The 23,111-nt window shown below is 71.2% G+C and carries 16 protein-coding genes, 2 pseudogenes and 2 CRISPR repeat arrays (1 of these 20 running past the window's edge); of the genes and pseudogenes, 13 read left to right on the top strand and 5 right to left on the bottom strand.

Translation table 11 applies throughout. The features are described from left to right. A CRISPR array of direct repeats spans positions 1–846; the repeat unit is 29 nt; it reaches 2,169 nt to the left of the window's first position. Positions 847–1,129: 283 nt separating this feature from the next. From cas3 to V4Y04_RS12235, 12 genes and pseudogenes are all read left to right on the top strand, one after another. After that, the gene (gene cas3 / locus V4Y04_RS12290; protein ID WP_443080000.1) at positions 1,130–4,027 is read left to right on the top strand and encodes a CRISPR-associated helicase Cas3'; all 2,898 of its coding nucleotides are present in this window, start codon (positions 1,130–1,132) and stop codon (positions 4,025–4,027) included. Then, positions 4,011–5,831, top strand: coding sequence for a type I-E CRISPR-associated protein Cse1/CasA (gene casA, locus V4Y04_RS12285; protein WP_443079999.1), 1,821 nt, complete (start codon positions 4,011–4,013; stop codon positions 5,829–5,831). Before cas3 ends, casA begins: the two co-directional genes overlap by 17 nt. After that, positions 5,828–6,631, top strand: coding sequence for a type I-E CRISPR-associated protein Cse2/CasB (gene casB / locus V4Y04_RS12280; RefSeq protein WP_332427679.1), 804 nt, complete (start codon positions 5,828–5,830; stop codon positions 6,629–6,631). Before casA ends, casB begins: the two co-directional genes overlap by 4 nt. After that, positions 6,628–7,827 carry a type I-E CRISPR-associated protein Cas7/Cse4/CasC gene (gene cas7e, locus V4Y04_RS12275; RefSeq protein WP_332427678.1) on the top strand — a complete coding sequence of 400 codons (1,200 nt, stop codon included), beginning with the start codon at positions 6,628–6,630 and terminating at the stop codon, positions 7,825–7,827. The genes casB and cas7e overlap by 4 nt, the downstream gene beginning before the upstream one ends. Continuing rightward, positions 7,824–8,570: a type I-E CRISPR-associated protein Cas5/CasD gene (gene cas5e / locus V4Y04_RS12270; protein WP_332427677.1), complete on the top strand. Its 747-nt coding sequence runs from the start codon at positions 7,824–7,826 to the stop codon at positions 8,568–8,570. The genes cas7e and cas5e overlap by 4 nt, the downstream gene beginning before the upstream one ends. A gap of 9 nt (positions 8,571–8,579) precedes the next feature. After that, positions 8,580–9,386 carry a type I-E CRISPR-associated protein Cas6/Cse3/CasE gene (gene cas6e, locus V4Y04_RS12265; RefSeq protein ID WP_332427676.1) on the top strand — a complete coding sequence of 269 codons (807 nt, stop codon included), beginning with the start codon at positions 8,580–8,582 and terminating at the stop codon, positions 9,384–9,386. Further along, positions 9,383–10,363 carry a type I-E CRISPR-associated endonuclease Cas1e gene (cas1e, locus tag V4Y04_RS12260; RefSeq protein WP_332427675.1) on the top strand — a complete coding sequence of 327 codons (981 nt, stop codon included), beginning with the start codon at positions 9,383–9,385 and terminating at the stop codon, positions 10,361–10,363. Before cas6e ends, cas1e begins: the two co-directional genes overlap by 4 nt. Further along, positions 10,360–10,722: a type I-E CRISPR-associated endoribonuclease Cas2e gene (cas2e, locus tag V4Y04_RS12255; protein ID WP_332427674.1), complete on the top strand. Its 363-nt coding sequence runs from the start codon at positions 10,360–10,362 to the stop codon at positions 10,720–10,722. The genes cas1e and cas2e overlap by 4 nt, the downstream gene beginning before the upstream one ends. 92 nt (positions 10,723–10,814) lie before the next feature. After that, positions 10,815–14,752: direct repeats of the CRISPR family, unit length 29 nt; unit sequence CTGCTCCCCGCACCCGCGGGGATGGTCCC. A gap of 143 nt (positions 14,753–14,895) precedes the next feature. Beyond that, entirely contained in the window at positions 14,896–15,357 is a 462-nt protein-coding gene (locus V4Y04_RS12250; protein ID WP_332427672.1) for a hypothetical protein, read from the top strand. 259 nt (positions 15,358–15,616) lie between these two features. Continuing rightward, complete coding sequence (locus V4Y04_RS12245; RefSeq protein ID WP_332427671.1) at positions 15,617–16,078, top strand: hypothetical protein; 462 nt, start codon at positions 15,617–15,619, stop codon at positions 16,076–16,078. A gap of 11 nt (positions 16,079–16,089) precedes the next feature. After that, a complete protein-coding gene (locus V4Y04_RS12240) occupies positions 16,090–16,380 on the top strand; it encodes a winged helix-turn-helix domain-containing protein (RefSeq protein WP_332427670.1) in 291 nt (96 codons plus the stop codon). A 78-nt stretch (positions 16,381–16,458) separates the two neighbouring features. Next, positions 16,459–16,620 (top strand): annotated as a pseudogene (locus tag V4Y04_RS12235) (DUF397 domain-containing protein); the annotation flags it as partial. Positions 16,621–16,656: 36 nt separating this feature from the next. On the opposite strand, the pseudogene V4Y04_RS12230 reads toward V4Y04_RS12235, so the two are convergent. The 4 genes and pseudogenes from V4Y04_RS12230 to V4Y04_RS12215 all read right to left on the bottom strand — a co-directional run. Further along, positions 16,657–16,860: pseudogene (locus V4Y04_RS12230) on the bottom strand (hypothetical protein); the annotation flags it as partial. 287 nt (positions 16,861–17,147) lie between these two features. Beyond that, positions 17,148–17,630 (bottom strand): WapI family immunity protein, encoded by a 483-nt coding sequence (locus tag V4Y04_RS12225; RefSeq protein WP_332427666.1) that lies wholly within the window; start codon positions 17,628–17,630, stop codon positions 17,148–17,150. A gap of 746 nt (positions 17,631–18,376) precedes the next feature. Continuing rightward, complete coding sequence (locus V4Y04_RS12220; RefSeq protein ID WP_332427665.1) at positions 18,377–19,156, bottom strand: GntR family transcriptional regulator; 780 nt, start codon at positions 19,154–19,156, stop codon at positions 18,377–18,379. After that, on the bottom strand, positions 19,153–19,695 hold the full coding sequence (locus V4Y04_RS12215) for a GntR family transcriptional regulator (RefSeq protein WP_332427662.1): 543 nt from the start codon (positions 19,693–19,695) through the stop codon (positions 19,153–19,155). Before V4Y04_RS12215 ends, V4Y04_RS12220 begins: the two co-directional genes overlap by 4 nt. Before the next feature lie 144 nt (positions 19,696–19,839). On the opposite strand from V4Y04_RS12215, the gene V4Y04_RS12210 reads away from it, so the two are divergent. Then, the gene (locus tag V4Y04_RS12210) at positions 19,840–20,286 is read left to right on the top strand and encodes an ATP-binding protein (RefSeq protein ID WP_332427660.1); all 447 of its coding nucleotides are present in this window, start codon (positions 19,840–19,842) and stop codon (positions 20,284–20,286) included. 77 nt (positions 20,287–20,363) lie between these two features. Here the strand turns inward: V4Y04_RS12210 and pepN are convergent, their stop codons facing one another. Continuing rightward, positions 20,364–22,976, bottom strand: a complete 2,613-nt coding sequence (gene pepN / locus V4Y04_RS12205; RefSeq protein ID WP_332427659.1) for an aminopeptidase N — start codon at positions 22,974–22,976, stop codon at positions 20,364–20,366. Positions 22,977–23,111: the final 135 nt, after the last annotated feature.

The following is a 23,111-nucleotide window of genomic DNA, read 5'->3' as shown; positions in this document are numbered from 1 at the left end:
TGGGGAGAGGTGTTCCACGAGCCGAACAGGGAGCATCCCCGCGGGTGCGGGGAGCAGTCGGTCCCGGCCGGGAGGGTCTTGTTCGTCCAGGGAGCATCCCCGCGGGTGCGGGGAGCAGGGGAGACCCTGATCGTCTTGGTGCCCGGGGGAGCATCCCCGCGGGTGCGGGGAGCAGGGGGCCGGCGGCAGGCTGCGAACGGTGGCGTCGGGAGCATCCCCGCGGGTGCGGGGAGCAGCCGGTCGGCCGGCGGCCGTGGAGCTCGGGACTGGGAGCATCCCCGCGGGTGCGGGGAGCAGAGTTCCTTGATCCGGCGCAGCGGGAGTTCCACGGGAGCATCCCCGCGGGTGCGGGGAGCAGCTGTCTCGCAGGGCGGTGAGGATCGCTTCCTCGGGAGCATCCCCGCGGGTGCGGGGAGCAGGGAGCCGTCCAGCGGACGATCTGGGCGAGCGGGGGAGCATCCCCGCGGGTGCGGGGAGCAGATCTCGCGGTTGCCGGTCCACCAGGGGTAGAGGGGAGCATCCCCGCGGGTGCGGGGAGCAGGACCTGGGGTCAAGCGGCTCGCCGGGAGGCGCGGGAGCATCCCCGCGGGTGCGGGGAGCAGACCCGCGCCATCAACACGGCCGCCGGCGTGCTGGGAGCATCCCCGCGGGTGCGGGGAGCAGCGCGACCCCGAAGGCGTCGGCGGTCAAGGCCCGGGAGCATCCCCGCGGGTGCGGGGAGCAGCGGTGGAAGTCCGTCCCCGCCTCCTTCCACTCGGGAGCATCCCCGCGGGTGCGGGGAGCAGCACATCATCCCGGCTGACAGTCAGACCTGACGGGGAGCATCCCCGCGGGTGCGGGGAGCAGACTGGATGACCTGCGGTTTTACTTTCGCAGATACGTGGTTTCGGAGACTTTTGCAGATCTCGGCAAATGGGGCATGCGGTGCCATTCGGTCTCGCGGGCGCTTCTCAGTGAAGCGATGGTGAGCCGGTCATCGTAAGTCCCGATGCCGCTTCCTGCGCCTGCTTCCGTCTCTTTGCCCATTTTGGTGTGCGGAGCCCGTCTCTCCCTGTATCAATCCCTCATGAGCAATGGGGGGATGCCCCGATCCGACCTGCTGTGTCGGCTCGGAGGGCCGGCTCGGGCGGTGTGGGCCAAGCATGATCGGGACACCGACGGGTGGCTGCCGTTGTGGCGGCACATGGAGGACAGCGCGGCGGTGGCCGGCCTGTTGTGGGACCGTTGGCTGCCCGCGGGGGTGCGGCGGCTGGTGGCCGAGGCGTTGCCGCAGGGCGAGTCGGACGCGCGGGCCCTCGTCGTGTGGCTGGCCGGGGTGCACGACATCGGCAAGGCCACCCCCGCGTTCGCCTGCCAGGTCGATCAACTCGCCGACGCGATGCGCGACCAGGGGATGGAGATGCGCTCGGCGAAGGCGATGGGGCCGGACCGGCGGATCGCGCCGCACGGTCTGGCCGGGCAGGTGCTGCTGGGGGAGTGGCTGGAGGAGCGGCACGGGTGGGCGCCCGCGCGGACCGGTCAGTTCACGGTTGCCGTGGGCGGGCATCACGGGGTCCCGCCCGAGTACGGGCAGATCAAGGCCCTGTACGAGCACGAGGAGTTGCTGCGCACTCCGGGGGCGAGCGGCCGGGTGTGGCGGGAGGTGCAGACGGAGCTGCTCGATGCCTGTGCCGAGCGCTTCGGGGTGACGGAACGGCTGGGGGAGTGGCGTACGGCGAAGCTGCCGCAGCCGGTTCAGGTGCTGCTCACCGCGCTGGTCATCGTCTCCGACTGGATCGCCAGCAACCCGGATCTCTTCCCGTACTTCCCCGATGGGGCGTCCCGCAGTGACCGGGAACGTCTTGCTGCGGCCTGGCGGGGGCTTGACCTGCCGGACCCCTGGCGGGCCGAGGAACCTGCCGGGAGTGCGCAGGAGTTGTTCGCCTCCCGGTTCGCTCTGCCGAAGGGGGCGACGGTGCGCCCCGTGCAGGAGGCCGCCGTGGAACTCGCCCGGGAGATGGAGGCGCCGGGACTGATGATCGTCGAAGCGCCGATGGGGGAAGGCAAGACGGAGGCCGCGCTCGCCGTGGCCGAGATCTTCGCGGCGCGCTCCGGCGCGGGAGGAGTTTTCTTCGCCCTGCCGACCATGGCCACCGGCAATGCGATGTTCCCCCGCCTGCTCGCCTGGCTGGACCGGCTGCCGGGGGTGGCAGGCGCACGCCGGTCCGTGCATCTGGCCCATTCCAAAGCTGCGCTCAACGAGGACTTCGCCGGTCTGATGGCCCGTGCGGGGCGGGTCGCGGCTGTCGACGTGGACGGGGCGGAAACCTCGTCCACGTGGCAGTCGGGCGGGTGGCGGACGGACGACGCGCGGCGCCGTGCGGGGGCCGAACTGGTGGCGCATGCCTGGCTGCGGGGGCGTAAGAAGGCCATGCTGGCGTCGTTCGTCGCGGGCACCATCGACCAGCTGCTGTTCGCCGGGCTGAAGAGCCGGCACCTGGCGCTGCGCCATCTCGCGGTGGCCGGGAAGGTCGTCGTCATCGACGAGGCGCACGCCTACGACACGTACATGAGCGTGTACCTGGACCGGGTGCTGTCCTGGTTGGGTGCGTACCGGGTGCCGGTGGTGGTGCTCTCCGCGACTCTTCCGGCCTCGCGCAGGTGTGAACTCGTCGAGGCGTACGCCGGCCGGGCGGACGCGGTCATGCCCGCGGAAGGTCCCGCTGCGGCGGCAACCGCCCCGGACGACGCGTACCCGCTGCTGACCGCCGTCGCTCCGGGCGGCGCTCCGCTGGTCCGCCGACCGCAGGCGTCGGCCCGGTCGACGACGGTGTGCGTGGAGCGCATCGCCGACGGTCAGGACGTCCTCGCCGCCTGGCTGCGGAGTGAACTGGCCGACGGCGGATGCGTCCTGGTGATCCGGAACACGGTCGGGCGGGTGCTGGAGACGGCGCGTGCGCTGCGCGAGGAGTTCGGCGCCGAGAACGTGACCGTGGCCCACTCATGCTTCGTCGACCTCGACCGGGCGGGCAAGGACAGCAGGCTGCTCCAGCTCTTCGGCCCTCCGGAGCGTACGGGGGAAAGGCCCGCGGGCCGGCACATCGTGGTGGCCAGCCAGGTCGCCGAGCAGTCCCTGGACGTCGACTTCGACCTGCTGGTCAGCGACCTCTGCCCCGTCGACCTGCTCCTCCAGCGCATGGGCCGCCTGCACCGCCACCGGCGCGGACAGGACCAGGCCGACCGGCCCGAGCGCCTGCGGACCGCGCGCTGCCTGGTGACGGGAGTCGACTGGGCGGCGGACGTACCCGCTCCGGTGCGCGGGTCGGTGGCCGTGTACGGGCGGTACGCCCTGCTGCGGTCGGCCGCGGCGCTCCTGCCCCACCTCGACGGCGGGCCCCGGAAGCCGGTGCAACTCCCGACGGACATCAGCCCGCTCGTCCAGGGCGCCTACGGGGAAGGACCGGTCGGGCCGGACCACTGGCAGGACGCGCTGAAGGCGGCGCGCGAGCAGTTCGACCGGCACCGCGACGACCAGGCCGAGCGCGCCGCCGTGTTCCGACTGGGGGACGTCGGCAAAGCGGGGCGACCGCTGTTCGGCTGGGTGGCCGCCGGCGTGGGCGACACGGACGACACCCCCACGGGGCACGCCCAAGTCCGCGACAGCCGGGACAGCCTGGAAGTCGTGGTCGTGCAGCGGCGCGGTGACGGGAGCCTGGCCACCCTGCCGTGGCTCGGAGCGGACCGGAGGAACCGGCAGCGGGCCGGTGTCGAACTGCCGCAGGACGCGACCCCGACGCCGTTCGCGGCCCGTACGGCCGCGAGCTGCGGACTGCGGTTACCGCTGCAGTTCTCCGGCCCGGTCCTGGACCGGGCCATCGGGGAACTGGAACAGCTGTACCTGCCCCACTGGCAGGGGAAGAACAGCCCTTGGCTCGCCGACCAGCTGATTCTCCCCCTCGACGAGGACGGTCGGGCCCGGCTGGCGGGTTTCTCGCTCCACTACAACCCCGAAGACGGCCTTGAGGTGATCCGTGACCCGGACGACTGACTCCCCTGACGGAGGCGAAAGCGGAAGTAGTGGAAGCGAGGGAAGGAGAGAGGCGCTCTCCTTCGACCTGGGCAGTCGGCCGTGGATCGGGGTGCTGCGCCACGACGGCTCCCCGGACGAACTGTCACTACGTCAGATATTTGCTCAGGCAGAGGATTTGCGTCACGTCCTCGGTGACCTGCCCACACAGGAGTTCTCCCTCGTCCGGCTCCTCCTGGCCGTCGCGCACGACGCCCTGGACGGCCCCGGCGACATCGAGGAATGGGCGGACCTGTGGGAGGACCCCGACTGCTTCTCTCCCGTGGAGGCCTACCTGGAACAGCACCGGGACTGCTTCGACCTCCTGCACCCGGCCACCCCGTTTCTGCAGACTCCCGGCCTGCGCACCACGAAGGACGAGGTCTTCTCGCTCAACCGGATCGTGGCCGACGTGCCCGCGGGTGCCCCGTTCTTCTCCGCGCGGATGCCGGACGTGGAGCGGCTGGCCTTCGCCGAGGCGGCACGCTGGGTCGTGCACGTCCACGCCTACGACACCTCCGGCATCAAGACCGGCATGGACGACGACGCCCGGGTCAAGGGCGGCAAGGTGTACCCGCTGGGGACCGGCTGGGCGGGCGGGCTCGGAGGCGTCTTCGTGGAGGGGAAAACGCTGCGTGAGACGCTGCTGCTCAACCTGGTCGCGGCGGACACCGAGGGGCTCGGCTTCTCCGGCGACGACCGGCCGGCCTGGCGCCGCGCCCCCTGCGGCCCCGGCTCCGCCGACCGGCCCGCGACCGGCCCCCGGGACCTGTACACCTGGCAGTCGCGGCGGGTACGCCTGCACTACGACGCGGACGGCGTCCACGGAGTCGTCCTCGGCTACGGCGACCCGCTCGCGTCCAGGAACACGCACGACCGCGAGCCGATGACCCCGTGGCGCCGCAGCCCCGCACAGGAGAAGAAGCTCGGGCGGTCACCCGTCTTCCTGCCCCTCAAACACGACCCGGACCGCGCGGCCTGGCGGGGCATCGCCGCGCTCGTCGCCGACCGGATCGAGGACACCGGGGGTGCCGAGGGCCCGACACGGCTGCGGCCCCGCATCCTCGAGTGGGTGGCCCGCCTGGTGTCCTCGGGGCAGCTCTCCCGCAATTTCCTGGTGCGCGCCCGGCTCGTGGGCGTCACGTACGGGACCCAGCAGTCCGTGATCGACGAGGTCGTCGACGACCGCCTGGAGTTGCCGGTCGTCCTGCTCCACCGGCAGGACCCGGCGTACGCCCGGCAGGCCGTCGCCGCTGCCGAGGACGCCGACCGGGCCGTACGGGCGCTGGGGGACCTCGCGGCGGACCTGGCCCGGGCGACCGGATCCGAGGAGGAGGGGCCGAAATCCGTGGCCCGCGCCGGTGGATTCGACGAGCTGGAACATCCGTACCGCGGCTGGCTGGCCGCCATGGCGGACGCCCCCGACCCGTACGAGCACCGGTACACCTGGCAGCGCCGGGTACGGCAGATGGTGGGCAGCGCCGGCGACCGCCTCATCGCCGCCGCGGGCGACGCGGCCTGGGAGGGCCGCCTCTCCACCGACAAGAAGGGCGCCGTCCACTGGCTGAACGCGGGCCTGGCCGACGTGTGGTTCCGAGGACGCCTGGCCAGGGCACTGGGTGACCCCGGCTCCCCGGATGCCGGAGGCAACGCCACGGGCGTCACCGACCCGGCCGGCGGAGGCGCACCCGGGCCCGGCATCCCCGGATCCGGGCCGGTCGGGCCCGGACCGGCCGGCCTGCCGGAAACCGACCCCGCCGCGACCGCCCCGGAGGTGCACGCATGACCACCGCATCCACATCCGCATCCACATCCACATCCACATCTGCGTCCGTAATCGCCCCGCCCGCGTCGGTCCCGGTGTACCAGCGGGTCGCCGACCTCGCCGCCGCGCACATCGCCCCCTGGCAGGAGGGCTACCTCCAGGACCGCTCCCAGGCCGTCGCCGCCCTCGCCCGACTGCGCCGCGGCGCGGGCCGTGCCGCCGGCGAACTGCCCGACCTGTGGAGCCTCATCGACACCGACCCGCTCCACGACACCGGCGGAGAGGCGAACGCCCTCGCCTCGCACGAACCGGCCCGGCGACTGAGCGAGCGGGAACTGATCCGCGCCGAGGACGCCCTGCACGCGGCCCTCACCCTGTGGGCGTTCCACCAGCAGTCCCGCGGAGCCCCGATGCACCGCCGGCACACCCGCGAACGACCGGCAGGGCTCGGCGCGGCCGTCCGGCGCCTGATGCCGGCCGACGGCCTCGACGAACCCGTCCGCAAACGCCTGGTACGTGCGGGCTCCGCCCCCGACCTCGTCACCCTCACCCAGCGGCTGCGCGACCTCGTCGCCCTGCTGCGGCGCGAGGACATCCCGCTCGACTACGCCCTCCTCGCCGGCCAGCTCTACGTCTGGCAGTGGCCCGACGGGCCCGCCGCCGTCCGCCGCCGGTGGGGACGCTCCTTCCACGAACAGCGGCGGCCCCGGCCGACACCCGACGCGAACACCACGCCCGGCACCGACCCCGCCCCCGACGCGAACACCCTCCCGGGCACGGCCCCGGACACGCTCCCGGACACCGACAAGGACGCCTCGTGAACCGCATCTTCCTGGACGTGCACGCCCTGCAGACCGTCCCGCCCAGCAACCTGAATCGCGACGACACGGGCGCGCCCAAGACGGCCGTCTACGGCGGAGTCCCCCGCGCCCGCGTCTCCAGCCAGGCCTGGAAGCGGGCCATCCGCACCTGCTTCAGGGACGAACACCTCCTCGACCCCGCCGAACTGGGCGTACGGACCAAGAAGATCGTGGAACTCCTGGCCGACCGCATCGCCGGACTCGACCCGTCCACCGAAAGGGAGGACGCGCTCCGGCTCGCCGACGAGACGGTCAAGGCCGCCGGTTTCAAGACGGAGGTCCCCAAGCGGAAGGCCGACCAGGCCAAGAAGGACGGCGGCCCCGCACCCGCCCCCGAGAGCAAGTACCTGGTCTTTCTCAGCTCCCGCCAGCTCGACGGCCTTGCCCGCCTCGCCCTCGAAGGCGCCGCCGACATCACGGCGTTCCTGAAGACCAAGGAGAACAAGGCCCGCGCCCGGGAACTCGCGGACACCCGCCACTCCGTGGACATCGCCCTCTTCGGCCGCATGGTCGCCGATGTCGCCGACATCAACGTCGACGCCGCCGTGCAGGTCGCCCACGCCCTCAGCGTCCACCGCGTCGACAACGAGTCGGACTACTACACCGCCGTCGACGACGAGAACACCGACGAGGAGACCGGCGCCGGAATGATCGGCACCGTCGACTTCAACTCCGCGACCCTCTACCGCTACGCGGCCCTCGGCGTGCACCAGCTCGCCGCCAACCTTGGGGAGGGCCTGCGCGACGACGAACCGCGCACCGAGCCGGTGCGCCGCGCCGTCGAGGCGTTCGTGCACGCCTTCGTCGACTCCCTGCCCACCGGGAAGATCAACACCTTCGGTCACCACACCGAGCCGGACGCCGTCGTCGTCAAACTGCGTACCACCCGGCCGATCAGCTGCGTCGCCGCCTTCGAGGACCCCGTCCGCAGCGACGGCGGCGGACATCTACGTGAGGCCGCCGACCGCCTCGCCGCCTACGCCTCCGACGTCGAGCGCGCCTACGGAAACCCCGAGACCACTCTTACCTGGGTCCTGCGCGTCGGTCCCGCCACGCAGAAACTCGCCGACCTCGGCACCGAGGCCGGCACGCTCGGCGAACTCACCGCCGCCGTCGGGCGGGCCGTCGCGGAGCGCCTGGAGAAGAAGCCCGCATGAGCGTGCTCGCCCTCCGCCTGGCAGGCCCCCTGCAGTCCTGGGGGGCCTCCTCCCGCTTCACCCGCCGCACCACCGAATCGGCCCCGACCAAGAGCGGTGTCATCGGCCTGCTCGCCGCGGCGGCCGGCATCGAACGCGGCGACGACGGGGCGCTCGCCCCTCTCGCCGCCCTCAGGTTCGGTGTCCGCATCGACCAGCCGGGCACCCGCATCAGGGACTTCCACACCGCCCACCACGGCGTCACCGGCGCCTCCATGCCCCTGTCCGAGCGGTACTACCTCGCCGACGCCGTCTTCGTCGCCGCCGTCGAAGGCGACCGCACCCTGCTCACCAGCCTCGACGACGCCTTGCGTTCCCCGGTGTATCCGCCTTACCTCGGGCGGCGCTCCTGCCCACCCGCCGGACCGGTCGACCTCGGCCTGTACGAGGACGCCGGCCTGGAGGACGTCCTGAGGAACGTGCCCTGGCAAGCCTCCGCCTGGTACCGCAGACGCCACTGGACCGTGCCGCGGACCCTCACCGTGCTGCGCGAGACGACCGCTGACGAGCCCGCGGTGACAGCGGACGTGCTGCGCGACCAGCCCGTCAGCTTCGACGCCGCCCACCGGCGGCACGCACCGCGCACCGTCCTCACCGACCCCGTGCCCACACCGATGCCCGCAGGCGGCGGTGGACCGTGCGACGCGCACGACCCCTTCGCCGCTCTCGACGCCCTCGCCGCCCTCGACATCCTGGAAGGATGAGAGCACCCGATGTTCATCACCCGCTTCCGGGTCAACACCGCCCGGCCCGGCGCCCGCCGCCTCCTGTCCTCACCCCAGGCCATGCACGCGGCCGTCATGTCGTCCTTTCCCCACCTCCTGCCCTCCGACAGCCCGGCGCCCGACGCGCCCCGCGTGCTGTGGCGCCTCGACCAGCACGCGCGGGCCGAGGTCCTGCTGTACGTCGTCAGCCCCGACCGCCCGGACCTGACGCACCTGGTCGAACAGGCGGGATGGCCCGCCGTCGCCGGACCCGAGAACCCGGGCTGGCACACCCGGCCCTATGCCCCGCTCCTCGACCGGCTGGCCACCGGCGACCACTGGACGTTCCGCCTGACCGCGAACCCCGTCCACACCGTCCGCCGCAAGGAGGGCGAACCCCGCAAACTCACCGCGCACCTCACCCCCGTCCACCAGATGGGCTGGCTGCTCGACGAGGAACGCCTCACACGCCTCGGGTTCCGCGTCTGCGAGAAACCGGCCGACCGGCGGCTGCTGCCCGAAGGCACCACCCACCACAAGCACCCCCACCCCGGAGACCGGTACGAGCTGGCCGTACGGAACGCGCGGTCCCTCTCCTTCGACAAGTCCCGCGGTCCCGAAGGTCGTCGAGGCAACCCCGTCACCGTCGTCACCGCCACCTTCGAGGGGCGGCTGGAGGTCATCGACCCCGACGCCCTGCGCCGCACCCTCACCCAGGGCGTCGGCAGGGCCCGCGCCTACGGTTGCGGCCTCCTCACCCTGGCCCCCGTCACCCCCGCCGCCCGGCCTGACCGGCCCGACCGGCGGACACCGTGAGCACGGTCTCCCGGCGCCCGATGCTCACCCCGCGGCAGCTCACCCGCACCGGTGACCGCCTCTCCTTCGTCTACCTGGAACGCTGCACGGTCCACCGCGACGCCAACGCCATCACCGCCCAGGATGCCGAAGGCACCACCCACATCCCGTCCGCCACCATCGGCACCCTCCTCCTCGGCCCCGGCACTCGTATCACCCACCAGGCCATGAGCGTGCTCGGCGAGACCGGCGCCGCCGTCTGCTGGGTCGGCGAACACGGCGTGCGTTACTACGCCTCCGGCCGCGCCCTCAGCCGCTCCTCCGCCCTCATGGAGGCCCAGGCCCGGCAATGGACCAACCCGCGCAACCGCATCGCCGTGGCCCGGCACATGTACCGGCTGCGCTTCCCGGACGAGGACCCCGACGGCCTCACCCGGCACGAACTCCTGGGCCGCGAGGGACGCCGGGTCAAGGACTGCTACCGCGCCGAGGCCGCCCGCACGGGCATCCCCTGGAAAGGCCGGCGCTACGTCCCCGGCGACTTCACCAGCGGCGACGCCGTCAACCAGGCCATCACCGCCGCCGCCCAGTGCATGTACGGCATCGCCCACGCCGTCGTCACCTCCCTGGGCTGCAGCCCCGCCCTCGGCTTCGTCCACTCCGGCCACGAACTCTCCTTCGTCCTGGACATCGCCGACCTCTACAAAACGGAGATCGGCATCCCGCTCGCCTTCGACGTGGCCGCACAGGACGAGGAGGACGTCGGCTCCCGCACCCGCCGCGCACTCCGGGACCGCATCAACGAAACGTCCCTGCTGGACAGGTGCGTCGACGACATCAAACACCTCCTGCTACCGGAAACAGCCGGCTCCACCGGTCCCGGCGGCGCCGCCGATGACGACCGGGACGTGGTCACGCTCCAGAGCGACGGCGGACGCCAGGTCGCCTCCGGCGTCAACCACGACGGGCCCGACGACTACGGGGACTCGCTCTGGTGACCGTCATCGTCCTCACCAACTGCCCGGCCGGCCTACGCGGATTCCTCACCCGCTGGCTGCTGGAGATCTCCGCAGGCGTGTTCGTCGGCAACCCCTCGGCCCGCATCCGCGACGTGCTCTGGGAAGAGGTCCAGCAGTACGCGGGCCAGGGCCGCGCCCTCCTCGCCCACACCACGAACAACGAACAGGGCTTCACCTTCCGCACCCACGACCACACCTGGCACCCCACCGACCACGAAGGCGTCACCCTCATCCGCCGCCCCGACCCGAACGCCCCCACCCCCGGCCCAACGCCCCAGAACGGCCCACCACCCGGCTGGAGCAGAGCAAGTAAACGCCGCCGCTTCGGGAGGGGCTGATGCACACAGAACCACTTATGCCCCATTCGCCGGAATCAGCGAAAGTACTCAAAAACCGCCCCCCGCCCTCATAAACCCGCAGGTCACCGAGTCTGCTCCCCGCACCCGCGGGGATGGTCCCAGGCGAGTGTTCGACCGGCAGGCGAACGACTGCTGCTCCCCGCACCCGCGGGGATGGTCCCAGCCCTGAACTGATGACCCGGAGCCGACAGGTCTGCTCCCCGCACCCGCGGGGATGGTCCCGACACGGGTACTGATCTTCGGCATGGGGTCCTCTGCTCCCCGCACCCGCGGGGATGGTCCCGGACTAGATCGTCTGAATCGACGTGGCCGGTGCTGCTCCCCGCACCCGCGGGGATGGTCCAAAATTGCATGTGTGCGGACCGGGAGATCTGGACTGCTCCCCGCACCCGCGGGGATGGTCCCGATTCCTCGTGAGTCTGGTAGCGAGCGAGGATCTGCTCCCCGCACCCGCGGGGATGGTCCCCACGACGGACCGGTGCCTAGCGGAGCGCCCCCCTGCTCCCCGCACCCGCGGGGATGGTCCCCAGGGCACCCCGGGCGGCAAGAACCGCGGCAACTGCTCCCCGCACCCGCGGGGATGGTCCCCTCGACGCGGTCCGCGTCCTCAAGCGGGTACACTGCTCCCCGCACCCGCGGGGATGGTCCCCCGTGAGCGCTCCGCCGTCCGGGAGCGACGACCTGCTCCCCGCACCCGCGGGGATGGTCCCGGTGAGATGCAGTGGGGATCGGGAGCCGGAGCCTGCTCCCCGCACCCGCGGGGATGGTCCCAGATGCTCCGCCTGGTCATACATCTCCAGCGGCTGCTCCCCGCACCCGCGGGGATGGTCCCCGAGACGCTGCGGCACGTCAAGGAAGCCGACCCTGCTCCCCGCACCCGCGGGGATGGTCCCACGGCGTGCACGTCGTCCAGAGAGTGGCCAGGCTGCTCCCCGCACCCGCGGGGATGGTCCCCTGGACACGGCCGACCGCATCATGATCCTGGCCTGCTCCCCGCACCCGCGGGGATGGTCCCGGGAGCGAACGGGGGCGCACTCGACTGCCCACCTGCTCCCCGCACCCGCGGGGATGGTCCTCGTGGGGGCCCGTCTCGGGGGCACGTGGGATGCTGCTCCCCGCACCCGCGGGGATGGTCCCTCGGCCACCTCTTGACGATCATGGCCAACCATCTGCTCCCCGCACCCGCGGGGATGGTCCTACGGCCACGACGTTCATGTTGGCCTGCCGACCCTGCTCCCCGCACCCGCGGGGATGGTCCCGCCGGCCGCCGAGGACCGGAGGAAGGCGGGTCCTGCTCCCCGCACCCGCGGGGATGGTCCCGAGCAACGCCTTACGCGCGTCGGCGACGAGGGCTGCTCCCCGCACCCGCGGGGATGGTCCCGAACCCAACCCGACCCAGGCCCGCCTGCAGGACTGCTCCCCGCACCCGCGGGGATGGTCCCTACGTACAGCTCCGCGAGGCGGCGGGACTGACCTGCTCCCCGCACCCGCGGGGATGGTCCCGGGCTGCGGAAGTTGCTCGCGGCCCTGGTCGACTGCTCCCCGCACCCGCGGGGATGGTCCCCCCGGCGCCGCGGCCGAGCTCGCCGGGGGGGGGGGGCCTGCTCCCCGCACCCGCGGGGATGGTCCCCAGCTGGAAAAGGCCTACGCCAAAAAGGGCGACTGCTCCCCGCACCCGCGGGGATGGTCCCCGTCGGCGGCTCCCCGGGCCCCCTGTCGGGGACTGCTCCCCGCACCCGCGGGGATGGTCCCTTTGGCATTTTCCGGTGGCACCATCCACGCGTCTGCTCCCCGCACCCGCGGGGATGGTCCCTCCTTGACCTGCCTCGGGTCCACGAGGTGGGCGCTGCTCCCCGCACCCGCGGGGATGGTCCTTACTTAGAAGCCGCCCATGATGTCCGTGAGCTCTGCTCCCCGCACCCGCGGGGATGGTCCTCTCGTCGTCCGACGGGCCGGTTTTCGGGGAAACTGCTCCCCGCACCCGCGGGGATGGTCCAGACATCGTGGCGAACCTGCGGAAGCTGGGGCCCTGCTCCCCGCACCCGCGGGGATGGTCCCCCTCCACCGGTCAGCCAGCCGAGGGGAAGTTCCTGCTCCCCGCACCCGCGGGGATGGTCCCCTCGGCGACAACAAGGACCCGTGGCCGCCGGACTGCTCCCCGCACCCGCGGGGATGGTCCCACGGCCACGTTCCACCCGCACGTCCTCAAGCACTGCTCCCCGCACCCGCGGGGATGGTCCCTGGGCGCGCGTGTGCTTGCCCTTGCGGACCTGCTGCTCCCCGCACCCGCGGGGATGGTCCCGTCGACATCGCCGCCACCGGCGCCGGCTCCGGCTGCTCCCCGCACCCGCGGGGATGGTCCCACGACCCTGCCCGGCGTGCTGACGGCCGGGAACTGCTCCCCGCACCCGCGGGGATGGTCCCGACGGCGGCACCCCGCCCGCGGACCCGCCCAACTGCTCCCCGCACCCGCGGGGATGGTCCCGGGGGCAGCCGGTAGAGCTGGTGCTCGTTGGCCCTGCTCCCCGCACCCGCGGGGATGGTCCCCCGATCAGCGTCCGCTACATGGACAAGTCGGTCTGCTCCCCGCACCCGCGGGGATGGTCCCGACGCCGACGGTGACGGTGGGGCGGACGACGACTGCTCCCCGCACCCGCGGGGATGGTCCCGCCGCACCTGCCGCTCGAGGTAGCGCTGCTTCCTGCTCCCCGCACCCGCGGGGATGGTCCCACGTTCATCGACTCCCCAGCGGTGGACAGGTACTGCTCCCCGCACCCGCGGGGATGGTCCCCGTCGGGGGCGCTTGCCGGGCGTTTGGGTGAGCTGCTCCCCGCACCCGCGGGGATGGTCCATCGCCGGGGCCGCCGCAACCGCTCTGCTCGCGCTGCTCCCCGCACCCGCGGGGATGGTCCCTCCAGGCCGGTACGCGTCACGTACTTGGCCATCTGCTCCCCGCACCCGCGGGGATGGTCCCTCCTCGCCGACACCCTGGCCTTGACGCTCGATCTGCTCCCCGCACCCGCGGGGATGGTCCCAAGCTCAACCTGGTCGTCGACGGCTCCACGTCCTGCTCCCCGCACCCGCGGGGATGGTCCCTGCAGCAGGCCCGACGCGCGGAGCACCGACGCCTGCTCCCCGCACCCGCGGGGATGGTCCCAGCTTCTCCGTCTTCACGAACCAGCCCTTCAACTGCTCCCCGCACCCGCGGGGATGGTCCCAGGAGGTGTACCGAGAGGTCGACGGCATGACCCTGCTCCCCGCACCCGCGGGGATGGTCCCGACGCCCTCGCCATGGACGAGATGCTCAACCGCTGCTCCCCGCACCCGCGGGGATGGTCCCGCCATCTGGAACGGCGGCAGTGCGATGCCTGCCTGCTCCCCGCACCCGCAGGGATGGTCCCTAGGATTCGCATGATGCGGCTCATGGGACGGACTGCTCCTCGCACCCGCGGGGATGGTCCCCACGTGGGACCGTGGGGCCCGGTGCACGGGGTCTGCTCCCCGCACCCGCGGGGATGGTCCCGAGAAGCTGCTGACGGCGGAAGAGCTGGAAGCCTGCTCCCCGCACCCGCGGGGATGGTCCAGTCCACCTGGACCGTGCCGTGTTGGCGGAGCCTGCTCCCCGCACCCGCGGGGATGGTCCCCCGTTGGTGGGGGTGGTGCGCACGATCACCTGCTGCTCCCCGCACCCGCGGGGATGGTCCAGTCCACCTGGACCGTGCCGTGTTGGCGGAGCCTGCTCCCCGCACCCGCGGGGATGGTCCCCCGTTGGTGGGGGTGGTGCGCACGATCACCTGCTGCTCCCCGCACCCGCGGGGATGGTCCCAGGTCGGCGACATAGGTGGGAGCCACGACGATCTGCTCCCCGCACCCGCGGGGATGGTCCCGCCTCCGGGTCGGCGTCGCCCTCGTACTGGTCCTGCTCCCCGCACCCGCGGGGATGGTCCCATCGACAGTGACAGCCAGGAAGGTGACAGCCACTGCTCCCCGCACCCGCGGGGACAGTCCCGGCGCCGGCTGCTGCGGCCTGGCTGACGGTGTCGTGCGCCGGCGCCGCATCCCTCACCCTTCTAGAAAGTGCTTGACGTAGCGGAAAGCAGTTTGGATGCTTTCCGCTACGTCAAGCACTTCACGAGGAAGCAGGTGTGCTGCATGGACGTGACACCGAATCCCGCCGACGCTCTCTCCGAGATCAGGCGGGTTCAGCAGAAGGCGCACGGTGACCAGCCGCTTCCGCTCTGCTACATGCCGGGTGTGGTCATTTTGGTCACCGCGGCCGTGATCGCCGCAGAGATGGACGGCATCGCATGGCTCGTGTTCCTCGTGGCGAACGGCGCGGGCCTGGGCGCCATGTCCGGGGCGCTGGCCGCACGGGTGCGCGTTATATGGAGGCCGGGCACCTGGACTGTCGACGCGGGCGTACGGCCGGCCTTGTGGATCATCTCGTGCTTCGGCGTCTGGGGGATTGTTCTGGACGTCGCAGGCTCAGCCACCGACTCCACCATCTGGCAGAAGGCGGTCGCCGGTGCCGTCACCGCCCTTTACACGGCGGCCACCACCCGCTGGGTCGAGAACCGGGTGCGGGCCCACTCGGCGCGAGAGGTGGTCCGGTGAACCTCGACCCCGTGATCCACGCGCCCACCCGGCTCCAGAGCGCGGGGATGGTCCCCACCGCGGCCCGCCCTCGTGCGGGCTGCTCCTTTGCTCCCCGCGCCCGCGGGGATGGCCCCAGCGCCGGCTGCTGCGGCTCGGCTGGCGGTGTCGTGCGCTGATGCCGCATCCTTCATCCTTCAGGAAAGTACTTGACGCAATGGAAAGTGATTGGGTACTTTCCGTTGCGTCAAGTACTTCACGAGGAAGCGGGTATCTCCGTATGGACGCGACTCCCACCCCGGCCGACGCCCTCTCCGAGATCCAGCGGGTCCAGCAGAAGGCCTATGCCGAGCAGCGGCTCCCGGCCTGGTACATGCCAGGAGTGGTGGCCCTGGTCACCATGGCCGCGGTCGCCGGGGAACTGGGGGGCACCGCCCGGATCGTGCTCATCCTGGTGGAGGTCGCGGGCCTGGCGGCCCTCACCGCCACGTTGGCCACCCGTATGCGCGTCAGATGGAGGCCGCGTACCTGGACCGTGAACGCGGGCGTGCGGATGTTGCTGTGGCTCGTCTCGATCCTCGTCGTCTGGGGGATTGTTCCCGCCATCACCCGTTCCTTCACCGACTCCGCCGTGTGGCAGAAGGTTCTCGCCGGCGCCGTCGCCGCCGTCTACGCGGCGGTCACCACCCGCTGGGTCGAGAACCAGGTGCTGGCCCATTCGGCAGGAAGGCCGGTCCGGTGAATCTCGATCCGATGATCCACGCACCCGCCCGGCTCCAGATCCTCTCCTTGCTGGCCGCGGCGACCGAGGCCGAGTTCGCCTTCGTCCGCGACAGCCTGGAGATCAGCGACTCGGTCCTGTCCAAACACGCCGCAGCCCTGGAGAAGGCCGGCTATGTCGAGATCCGCAAGGGCTACGTCGGCAAACGGCCCCGTACCTGGCTCAAGCTCAGCCCTCAGGGCCGCCGGGCCTTCGCCGAGTACGTCGACAACCTTCAGCGAATCGTCGGCCGTCCCCTCACCGGAGACCCGCAAAGCACCTGACCGAAGCGACGGCTACAGCAGATCCCCGCATCCCGAGGAACCCGATGCCCCATTCACTGACGCGGGTCTTCCTTCTCGGGCGGTGGCGAGGGCAACGGCTGCGTGGAGATCGTGGAGCTAGGTGGCAACACAGCCTTACGCGACTCGAAGTGTTCCTCCAGCGCCCCCCTCTTCGTCTCCGCTCCCGCCTTCGCCGCCTTTGTCGACGGGCTCAAGGAACACCAAGGGTGCCCGGCGTAAGCAACACCGGGCGCCACTGATACGTACGCGTACGGGCTACGCCCCTTCGGCCGTCGCGTCCGCCGCCTGGGCGCGCAGGGCGCGTTCGACGCCTGCGCGGGATTCCGAGACGAGGCGGCGTAGGGCCGCGTTCGGGTCGGTGGAGGTCAGCCAGGCGTCCGTCTTCTCCAGGATCTCCTCGGAGACCTGGATCGCCGGGTAGAGGCCGACCGCGATCTGCTGGGCCATCTCGTGCGAGCGGGGCCCTCAAGTCCGAACCGAGGGCAGGCACCTGGCGTCGACACGATCGCCGCTGACAGCCTGTCCCTGTGGAAGGCGCTTTTACCTCGTTCCGTCGGGCGCAGCACCAGTACCTGATCGTCAACCGGATCACTGCCACGGACCCCAACGACCGGCCGCCTCCCGAGGGATGGTCCGGAACGTCTGCGGGCAGTTCGGACTGGACTTTCGACAGGTCCGTAGCGACCGGGTCTTCCGCGAAGCCCAGCCCGCCGCCGACCCGCTCCACCTCATCCAGTCCTTCGGGATCAGCGGGTGGGGAAAGAGTTCAGAGCAAGATCCCATTGGTCGGCCTCGTGGAGCAGTGCCGCAGCGTCCACCCGCAGCTCCACGAAGTACTGGTAGATGTCCGCTCCGTCATCTCCCTGCTGCCACGGGGGTGCCGCCTCCAGGGACAGGTGAACGCGAATCACCGCCCCGCGGTCAGTGCGGGCAGCGAGGCTCATGGCGAGGACCGGTTCGACGAACCATGTGTCCGGGGACAGCCGGCCTTCGGCATCGGGCCCGGTCACCTCCAACGCCCCGGAGGCCACCGCCCGCAGCCACGCGGACACCTGACGGGCTTCCTGGGCCAGCAGACAGGGGTCGGTAAAGGACCAGCTGCCCTCGGGAGTGGCCACCGTTCCGCTGATGACCAGCCAGTTGTCGTCGTATGAGTCGCCTTGGACCACGGGGAACTGATAGCGCAGCGGACGGAGGTCGACACTGCTTGCATGATCGCTCAAAAGCACGGCCGCAGGATGTCATGGCTCCTCGGCCCTGTGCGAGGCGTCAAATGCCCCGCCGGACCGGCCGGCCGTGTCGGACGGTGTGCCTTGCCCGGCGAATGCGTATGTCCGGACCGGGTCCAGATGCAGTTCGTATGGCCCGGAGCAGTCTGCGGCGAGAGTGGCGATCCGGGCTCCGCACGGACATGCGCGGTTTGCTCCTTCGGTTCCGTTCGGGCCGCAGCAGCCGGTGCTGTTCTCCCACCCTGGCAGGGGCTGCAACTCGGGAACGTCATCAGGGTGGACAACGACCGTGTCGCGAACACCGGCCGAGACGACGAAGCCTTCCTCGACAGCCATGAGTGGTCCCCGAGGATAAGCCGGTACCGGGTTGTCCTGGTCCTCCTGCTGGACGAAAGGAGCGCCCCATGGCTCGCGGTCGATCGCGTAATGCTTACGAGGCACGGTAGGAGACGCCTGGCGTGCCCCCTCGGGCCGAGAGCTGTAGAGGTCCGGGACGATCGGAACGCCGGGCAGTGCCGTCAAGTCCGGCGTGAGCGCGCTGCCGCACTTGGAACAGTGGAAGACCGTCATGGGACTTGTTGTAGTCGCAGCTCCGCAGGCTTTGCACCTTTTTTCTCCTCAGCCCTCAGCGGCTGTCGCGAGCCCGACCGCCCGACGGCTTCTCCAGCCGCACTGGCGGGCGAGTTCCCGGCGTCCACCTTCATGATTCTGCGAACGCGTCCTCCCGGGCGCCCAGGGCACTCTGCTCACTCTGGTGTGAACTCGTACTGAAGCTCGTAGAGGTGGCCCGCCTTCACCATGACCGTGGCTTCCACGGGACGTTCCTCGTCGCTGTAGACCACGCGCAGGGTGCGGAGTACCGGGAGGTCGCTGGGCAGGTGCAGGGCTTGGTACTGCTCCTGGGTGGGGACTCTGGCCGAGACCCGGTCCACGCTCAGGCGCGGTGGGAAGCCGAGGTGGGCGAGGAGTGCCGGGGTGCCGCCCTTGATCTTCCGCTTGGCCGTGATGGCGGTGCCTCGGGCGAGGTGCAAGGGGTAGTAGGACTTGACCAGTTCGACGGGCTCATCGTCGATGGACAGGACTTGATGACGCAGTACCGCGGTCTCGGTGTCGTCGAGGCCCAGTACCGACGCGACGTCGGCCGGAGGGCGGGTCTCGATCACGTCGAGCAGGGTGCTGTGCGCCTGGATGCCGAGGCGCGTGGCCTCGGTGAGCCAGCGGTACGGCTTTCCCGGGTCCGCGGGGGCCATGGACGCGGCGGGGCGCACCGTGCGCTGCCGGTGCTCGCGAACGGTGACCGCGGATCCGGCGCGGCCTACTACCAGTTGCTCGTCCTTGAGGAGCTGTAGTGCCTTCTGGATGGTCGCGTTCGAGGCGTCGAATCTGTCCTTGAGCCGGGCCGTGGAGGGAAGGCTGGCGCCCGGTGCCAGGTCCCCGCTCATGATTTCGTCCCGGAGGTCGGCGGCGATCCGCTCGTGGAGCGATCGCGGGTCCGGCGACGCGGTGTGGGTGGTGGGCACTGTCATCCGATCCGGATCTCGTAGCGCAGGCGCCGGCGGAGCGCCGGCATGACCATCATGTCGGCCTGGAAGGGGCGGTCGTCACCGTCGAGTGTGACTCGGCTCAGGTGGAGGACGGGCTCGTCCGGTCCCAGGCGCAGGATGTCGCGTTCCTCCGGGCTCGGCATGCGCGCGGTCACGTCCTCGCGCACGCAGGCGCCGACGTGTCCCAGCTCGGCGAGGAGCGTCACGGCGCCGCCCGGAATCTTCCTCTCGTCGGCGAGGCGGGTGCCTCGGGCGATGGGCGCGGGGTAGTACGTGTCCGTCAGTTCACAAGGTTCTCCGTCCAGCTCGATCACTCGCCGGCGCACGATCGCCGTCTCTTCGGCTGGCAGTTCGAGGAGCTTGGCGACTCCCTCCGGAGGAGTTGTCTCACCGGCGTACGCAATGCGCTGTGTGCCCTTGCCGCCCTGGGCCGCGGCTTCGGACGCCCAGGCTTCCGGCTGCCCCTTTTCCCGTGGAGTCAGGTACGGGAGTGAGGTGCTGACCCATGTGCTGTCGCTCACGGTGTCCTCCAGGAGGCGAGTGCTCGACGACCTTGCTGCTTTACACGTTAAGTGAACTGCTTCAGATCTCACATCTTACTGCTTTTCGTGAATAGTGGCACGGTGGCCCGGACCGTAGACCACTGATCCAAGGCGGTGCTCACCGTGCTTCTGTCGCGGCAACGTCGATTCCCGCGGGCTCACCGCTCGGTGCCCGCCGCACGCAGGTTCGCTCTCGACACGCTCGCTGAGTGGGGCTACCGGGGCCGGGAGGACGACGTGCGCATCTGCGTGTCGGAGCTTGTGACGAACGCCCTGCTGCACGGCGTACCGCCAGGACGCGAACTCTCCCTGGTGCTGGTCGGCGACGGTCCGCTCGTCCGGATCGAGGTGCGCGACAGCGGCGGTGGGAGCCCTGAAGTGAGGGATGCGGCAGTGGACGACTGCGGGGGCAGGGGACTTCGCCTCGTCATGGCTCTCGCGGACGACTTCGGCGTGACGCCGCACCATCCCGGCAAATCCGTCTGGGCGGTGTTCAAGACGGACCACACAGAGGTGAAGGACGGGGAGGAAGGGAGAGGGGGAGTGGTTGAGCATGCGCGGGCGCACTGAGCGGATTCCGTGCAGCGAGAAGGGCGCCCGGCGGCGTACCGCCGGGCGCCCTTCTGAACCTGCGTACCGCTGCTCGGCTACTCCGCCGCCGCGTCCGCCGCCTGGGCGCGCAAGGCGCGTTCCACGCCGGAGCGGGATTCCGAGACGAGGCGGCGCAGGGCCGCGTTCGGGTCGGTGGAGGTCAGCCAGGCGTCCGTCTTCGCCAGGGTCTCCTCGGAGACCTGGATCGCCGGGTAGAGGCCGACCACGATCTGCTGGGCCATCTCGTGCGAGCGCGAGGCCCAGACGTCGGCCAGCGCCTCGAAGTAGCGGTCCGTGTACGGGGCCAGCAGCTCGCGCTGGTCGGTCTGGACGAAGCCGGCGATGACCGCCTCCTGGACCGCGTTCGGCAGCTTGTCGGACTCCACGACCGACGCCCAGGCCTCCGCCTTGGCCTCCTCGGTCGGCCGGGCGGCGCGCGCGGTCGCCGCGTGGCGCTCGCCCGCGGCGGTCTTGTCGCGCTCGTACTCGCCCGCGATCTCGGTCTCGTCGAACCGGCCCACCGCCGCCAGCCGCTGTACGAACGCCCAGCGCAGCTCCGTGTCGACGGCCAGGCCCTCGATCGTCTGGGTTCCCTCCAGCAGACTGTCCAGGAGGTCCAGCTCCTCCGGCTTGCGCGCCGTCGCGGCGAAGGCGCGGGCCCACGCGAGCTGGTGGTCGCTGCCCGCCTCGGCGGCCCGCAGGTGGGCCAGGGTGGCCTCCGTCCAGCGGGTGAGCAGCGCCTCACGGGTGATCGGGGCGGCGTACAGGTCGATCGCCAGCTTCACCTGGCGGTGCAGCGACTGCACCACACCGATGTCCGACTCCTTGCCGATGCCGGACAGCACCAGCGACAGGTAGTCGCGGGTGGCCAGTTCGCCGTCCCGGGTCATGTCCCAGGCCGACGCCCAGCACAGGGCGCGCGGCAGGGAGGCCTCGAAGTCGCCCAGGTGCTCGGTGACGAAGGCCAGCGACCGTTCGTCCAGACGCACCTTGGCGTACGACAGGTCGTCGTCGTTGAGCAGGACGACGGCCGGGCGGGCCTTGCCGACGAGCTGCGGTACGGCGGTCAGTTCGCCGTCGACGTCCAGCTCGACGCGGTCGACGCGCACCAGCTTGCCGCTCGCCTCGTCCAGGTCGTACAGGCCGACCGCGATCCGGTGCGGGCGCAGGGTCGACTCGCCCTTGGCGCCGGCGGGCAGCGCGGGCGCCTCCTGGCGGATGGCGAAGGAGGTGATGGTCCCCGTGCCGTCCGCGCCGTCGGTCTCGATCTCCGGGCGCAGGACGTTGATGCCGGCGGTCTGGAGCCACTTCTGCGACCAGGTGCTCAGGTCGCGGCCGGAGGTCTCCTCCAGGGCGCCCAGCAGGTCGGACAGGCGGGTGTTGCCGTACGCGTGGCGCTTGAAGTAGGCCTGTACGCCGCTGAAGAAGGCGTCCTTGCCGACGTAGGCCACCAGCTGCTTGAGGACCGAGGCGCCCTTGGCGTAGGTGATGCCGTCGAAGTTGACCAGGACGTCGTCCAGGTCACGGATGTCGGCCATGATCGGGTGCGTGGACGGCAGTTGGTCCTGTCGGTACGCCCAGGTCTTCATGGAGTTCGCGAACGTCGTCCACGAGTGCGGCCACTTCGAGCCCGGCGCGTCCGCCTGGCAGGCGGCCTCGGCGTAGGTGGCGAACGACTCGTTCAGCCACAGGTCGTTCCACCACTCCATGGTGACCAGGTCGCCGAACCACATGTGGGCCAGCTCGTGCAGGATCGTGGAGGCCCGCACCTCGTAGGCGGCGTCCGTCACCTTCGACCGGAAGACGTACTGGTCGCGGATGGTGACCGCGCCGGCGTTCTCCATCGCGCCCGCGTTGAACTCCGGCACGAACAGCTGGTCGTACTTCCCGAAGGGGTACGGGTAGTCGAACTTCTCCTGGAACCACTCGAAGCCCTGCCGCGTGACGTCGAAGATCGCGTCCGCGTCGAGGTACTCGGCGAGCGAGGGCCGGCAGTAGATGCCGAGCGGCACCGACTGGCCGTCCTTCTCGTACACGCTGTGCACGGAGTGGTACGGGCCGACGATCAGCGCGGTGATGTACGTCGAGATCCGCGGGGTCGGCTCGAACTCCCAGGCATTGTCCCGGGGTTCGGGCGTGGGGGAGTTGGAGACGACGGTCCAGCCGGCCGGTGCCTTCACGGTGAACCGGAAGGTCGCCTTGAGGTCGGGCTGTTCGAAGCTCGCGAAGACGCGGCGGGCGTCCGGCACCTCGAACTGGGTGTAGAGGTAGGCCTGGTCGTCGACCGGGTCGACGAACCGGTGCAGGCCCTCACCGGTGTTGGTGTACGCGCAGTCGGCGCTCACCCGAAGGACGTTGCGGCCCGGGAGCAGGCCGGGCAGGGCGATCCGGGAGTCCGCGAAGACCTCGGCGGGGTCGAGGGCGTCCCCGTTGAGGGTCACCTCGTGCACGGTGGGAGCCACCAGGTCGATGAACGACTCCGCGCCGTTCGCGCCGTTCGCGTCGCCGTTGGAGGCGTCCGCGGAGACGTCGAAGCGCACCGTGGTCACGGACCGGTAGGTGCCGCCCTCCTGCGCGCCGGAGAGATCGAGGTCGATCTCGTACGAGTCAACGGTCAGCAGCTTCGCCCGCTGCTGCGCCTCTTCGCGGGTCAGGTTTGTGCCAGGCACGCGGTCATCTCCTCGTCATGTGTCGGTCGCGCCATCCTTCCACGCCACCGGCGCGGAACGCGATGACCATGACCCGCCGGTGGCGCGCCCGGCCCGGCGCGAGCCCGGAACCACGGCGGCGGCCCATGCACCCCC

Origin of the sequence: Streptomyces sp. P9-A2 (assembly GCF_036634175.1) — a bacterium.
Lineage (GTDB): Bacteria > Actinomycetota > Actinomycetes > Streptomycetales > Streptomycetaceae > Streptomyces > Streptomyces pratens.
The sequence above is the reverse complement of the archived record's forward strand: the minus strand, read 5'-3'. Positions and strand labels throughout refer to the sequence as shown.

Excerpts from the sequence above, each read along its gene's own strand:
- cas5e (WP_332427677.1), top strand. The coding sequence starts at position 7,824 with ATGAGCGTGCTCGCCCTCCGCCTGGCAGGCCCCCTGCAGTCCTGGGGG.
- V4Y04_RS12240 (WP_332427670.1), top strand. The coding sequence starts at position 16,090 with ATGATCCACGCACCCGCCCGGCTCCAGATCCTCTCCTTGCTGGCCGCG.
- cas6e (WP_332427676.1), top strand. The coding sequence starts at position 8,580 with ATGTTCATCACCCGCTTCCGGGTCAACACCGCCCGGCCCGGCGCCCGC.
- V4Y04_RS12220 (WP_332427665.1), bottom strand. The coding sequence starts at position 19,156 with ATGACAGTGCCCACCACCCACACCGCGTCGCCGGACCCGCGATCGCTC.
- V4Y04_RS12245 (WP_332427671.1), top strand. The coding sequence starts at position 15,617 with ATGGACGCGACTCCCACCCCGGCCGACGCCCTCTCCGAGATCCAGCGG.
- V4Y04_RS12250 (WP_332427672.1), top strand. The coding sequence starts at position 14,896 with ATGGACGTGACACCGAATCCCGCCGACGCTCTCTCCGAGATCAGGCGG.
- casB (WP_332427679.1), top strand. The coding sequence starts at position 5,828 with ATGACCACCGCATCCACATCCGCATCCACATCCACATCCACATCTGCG.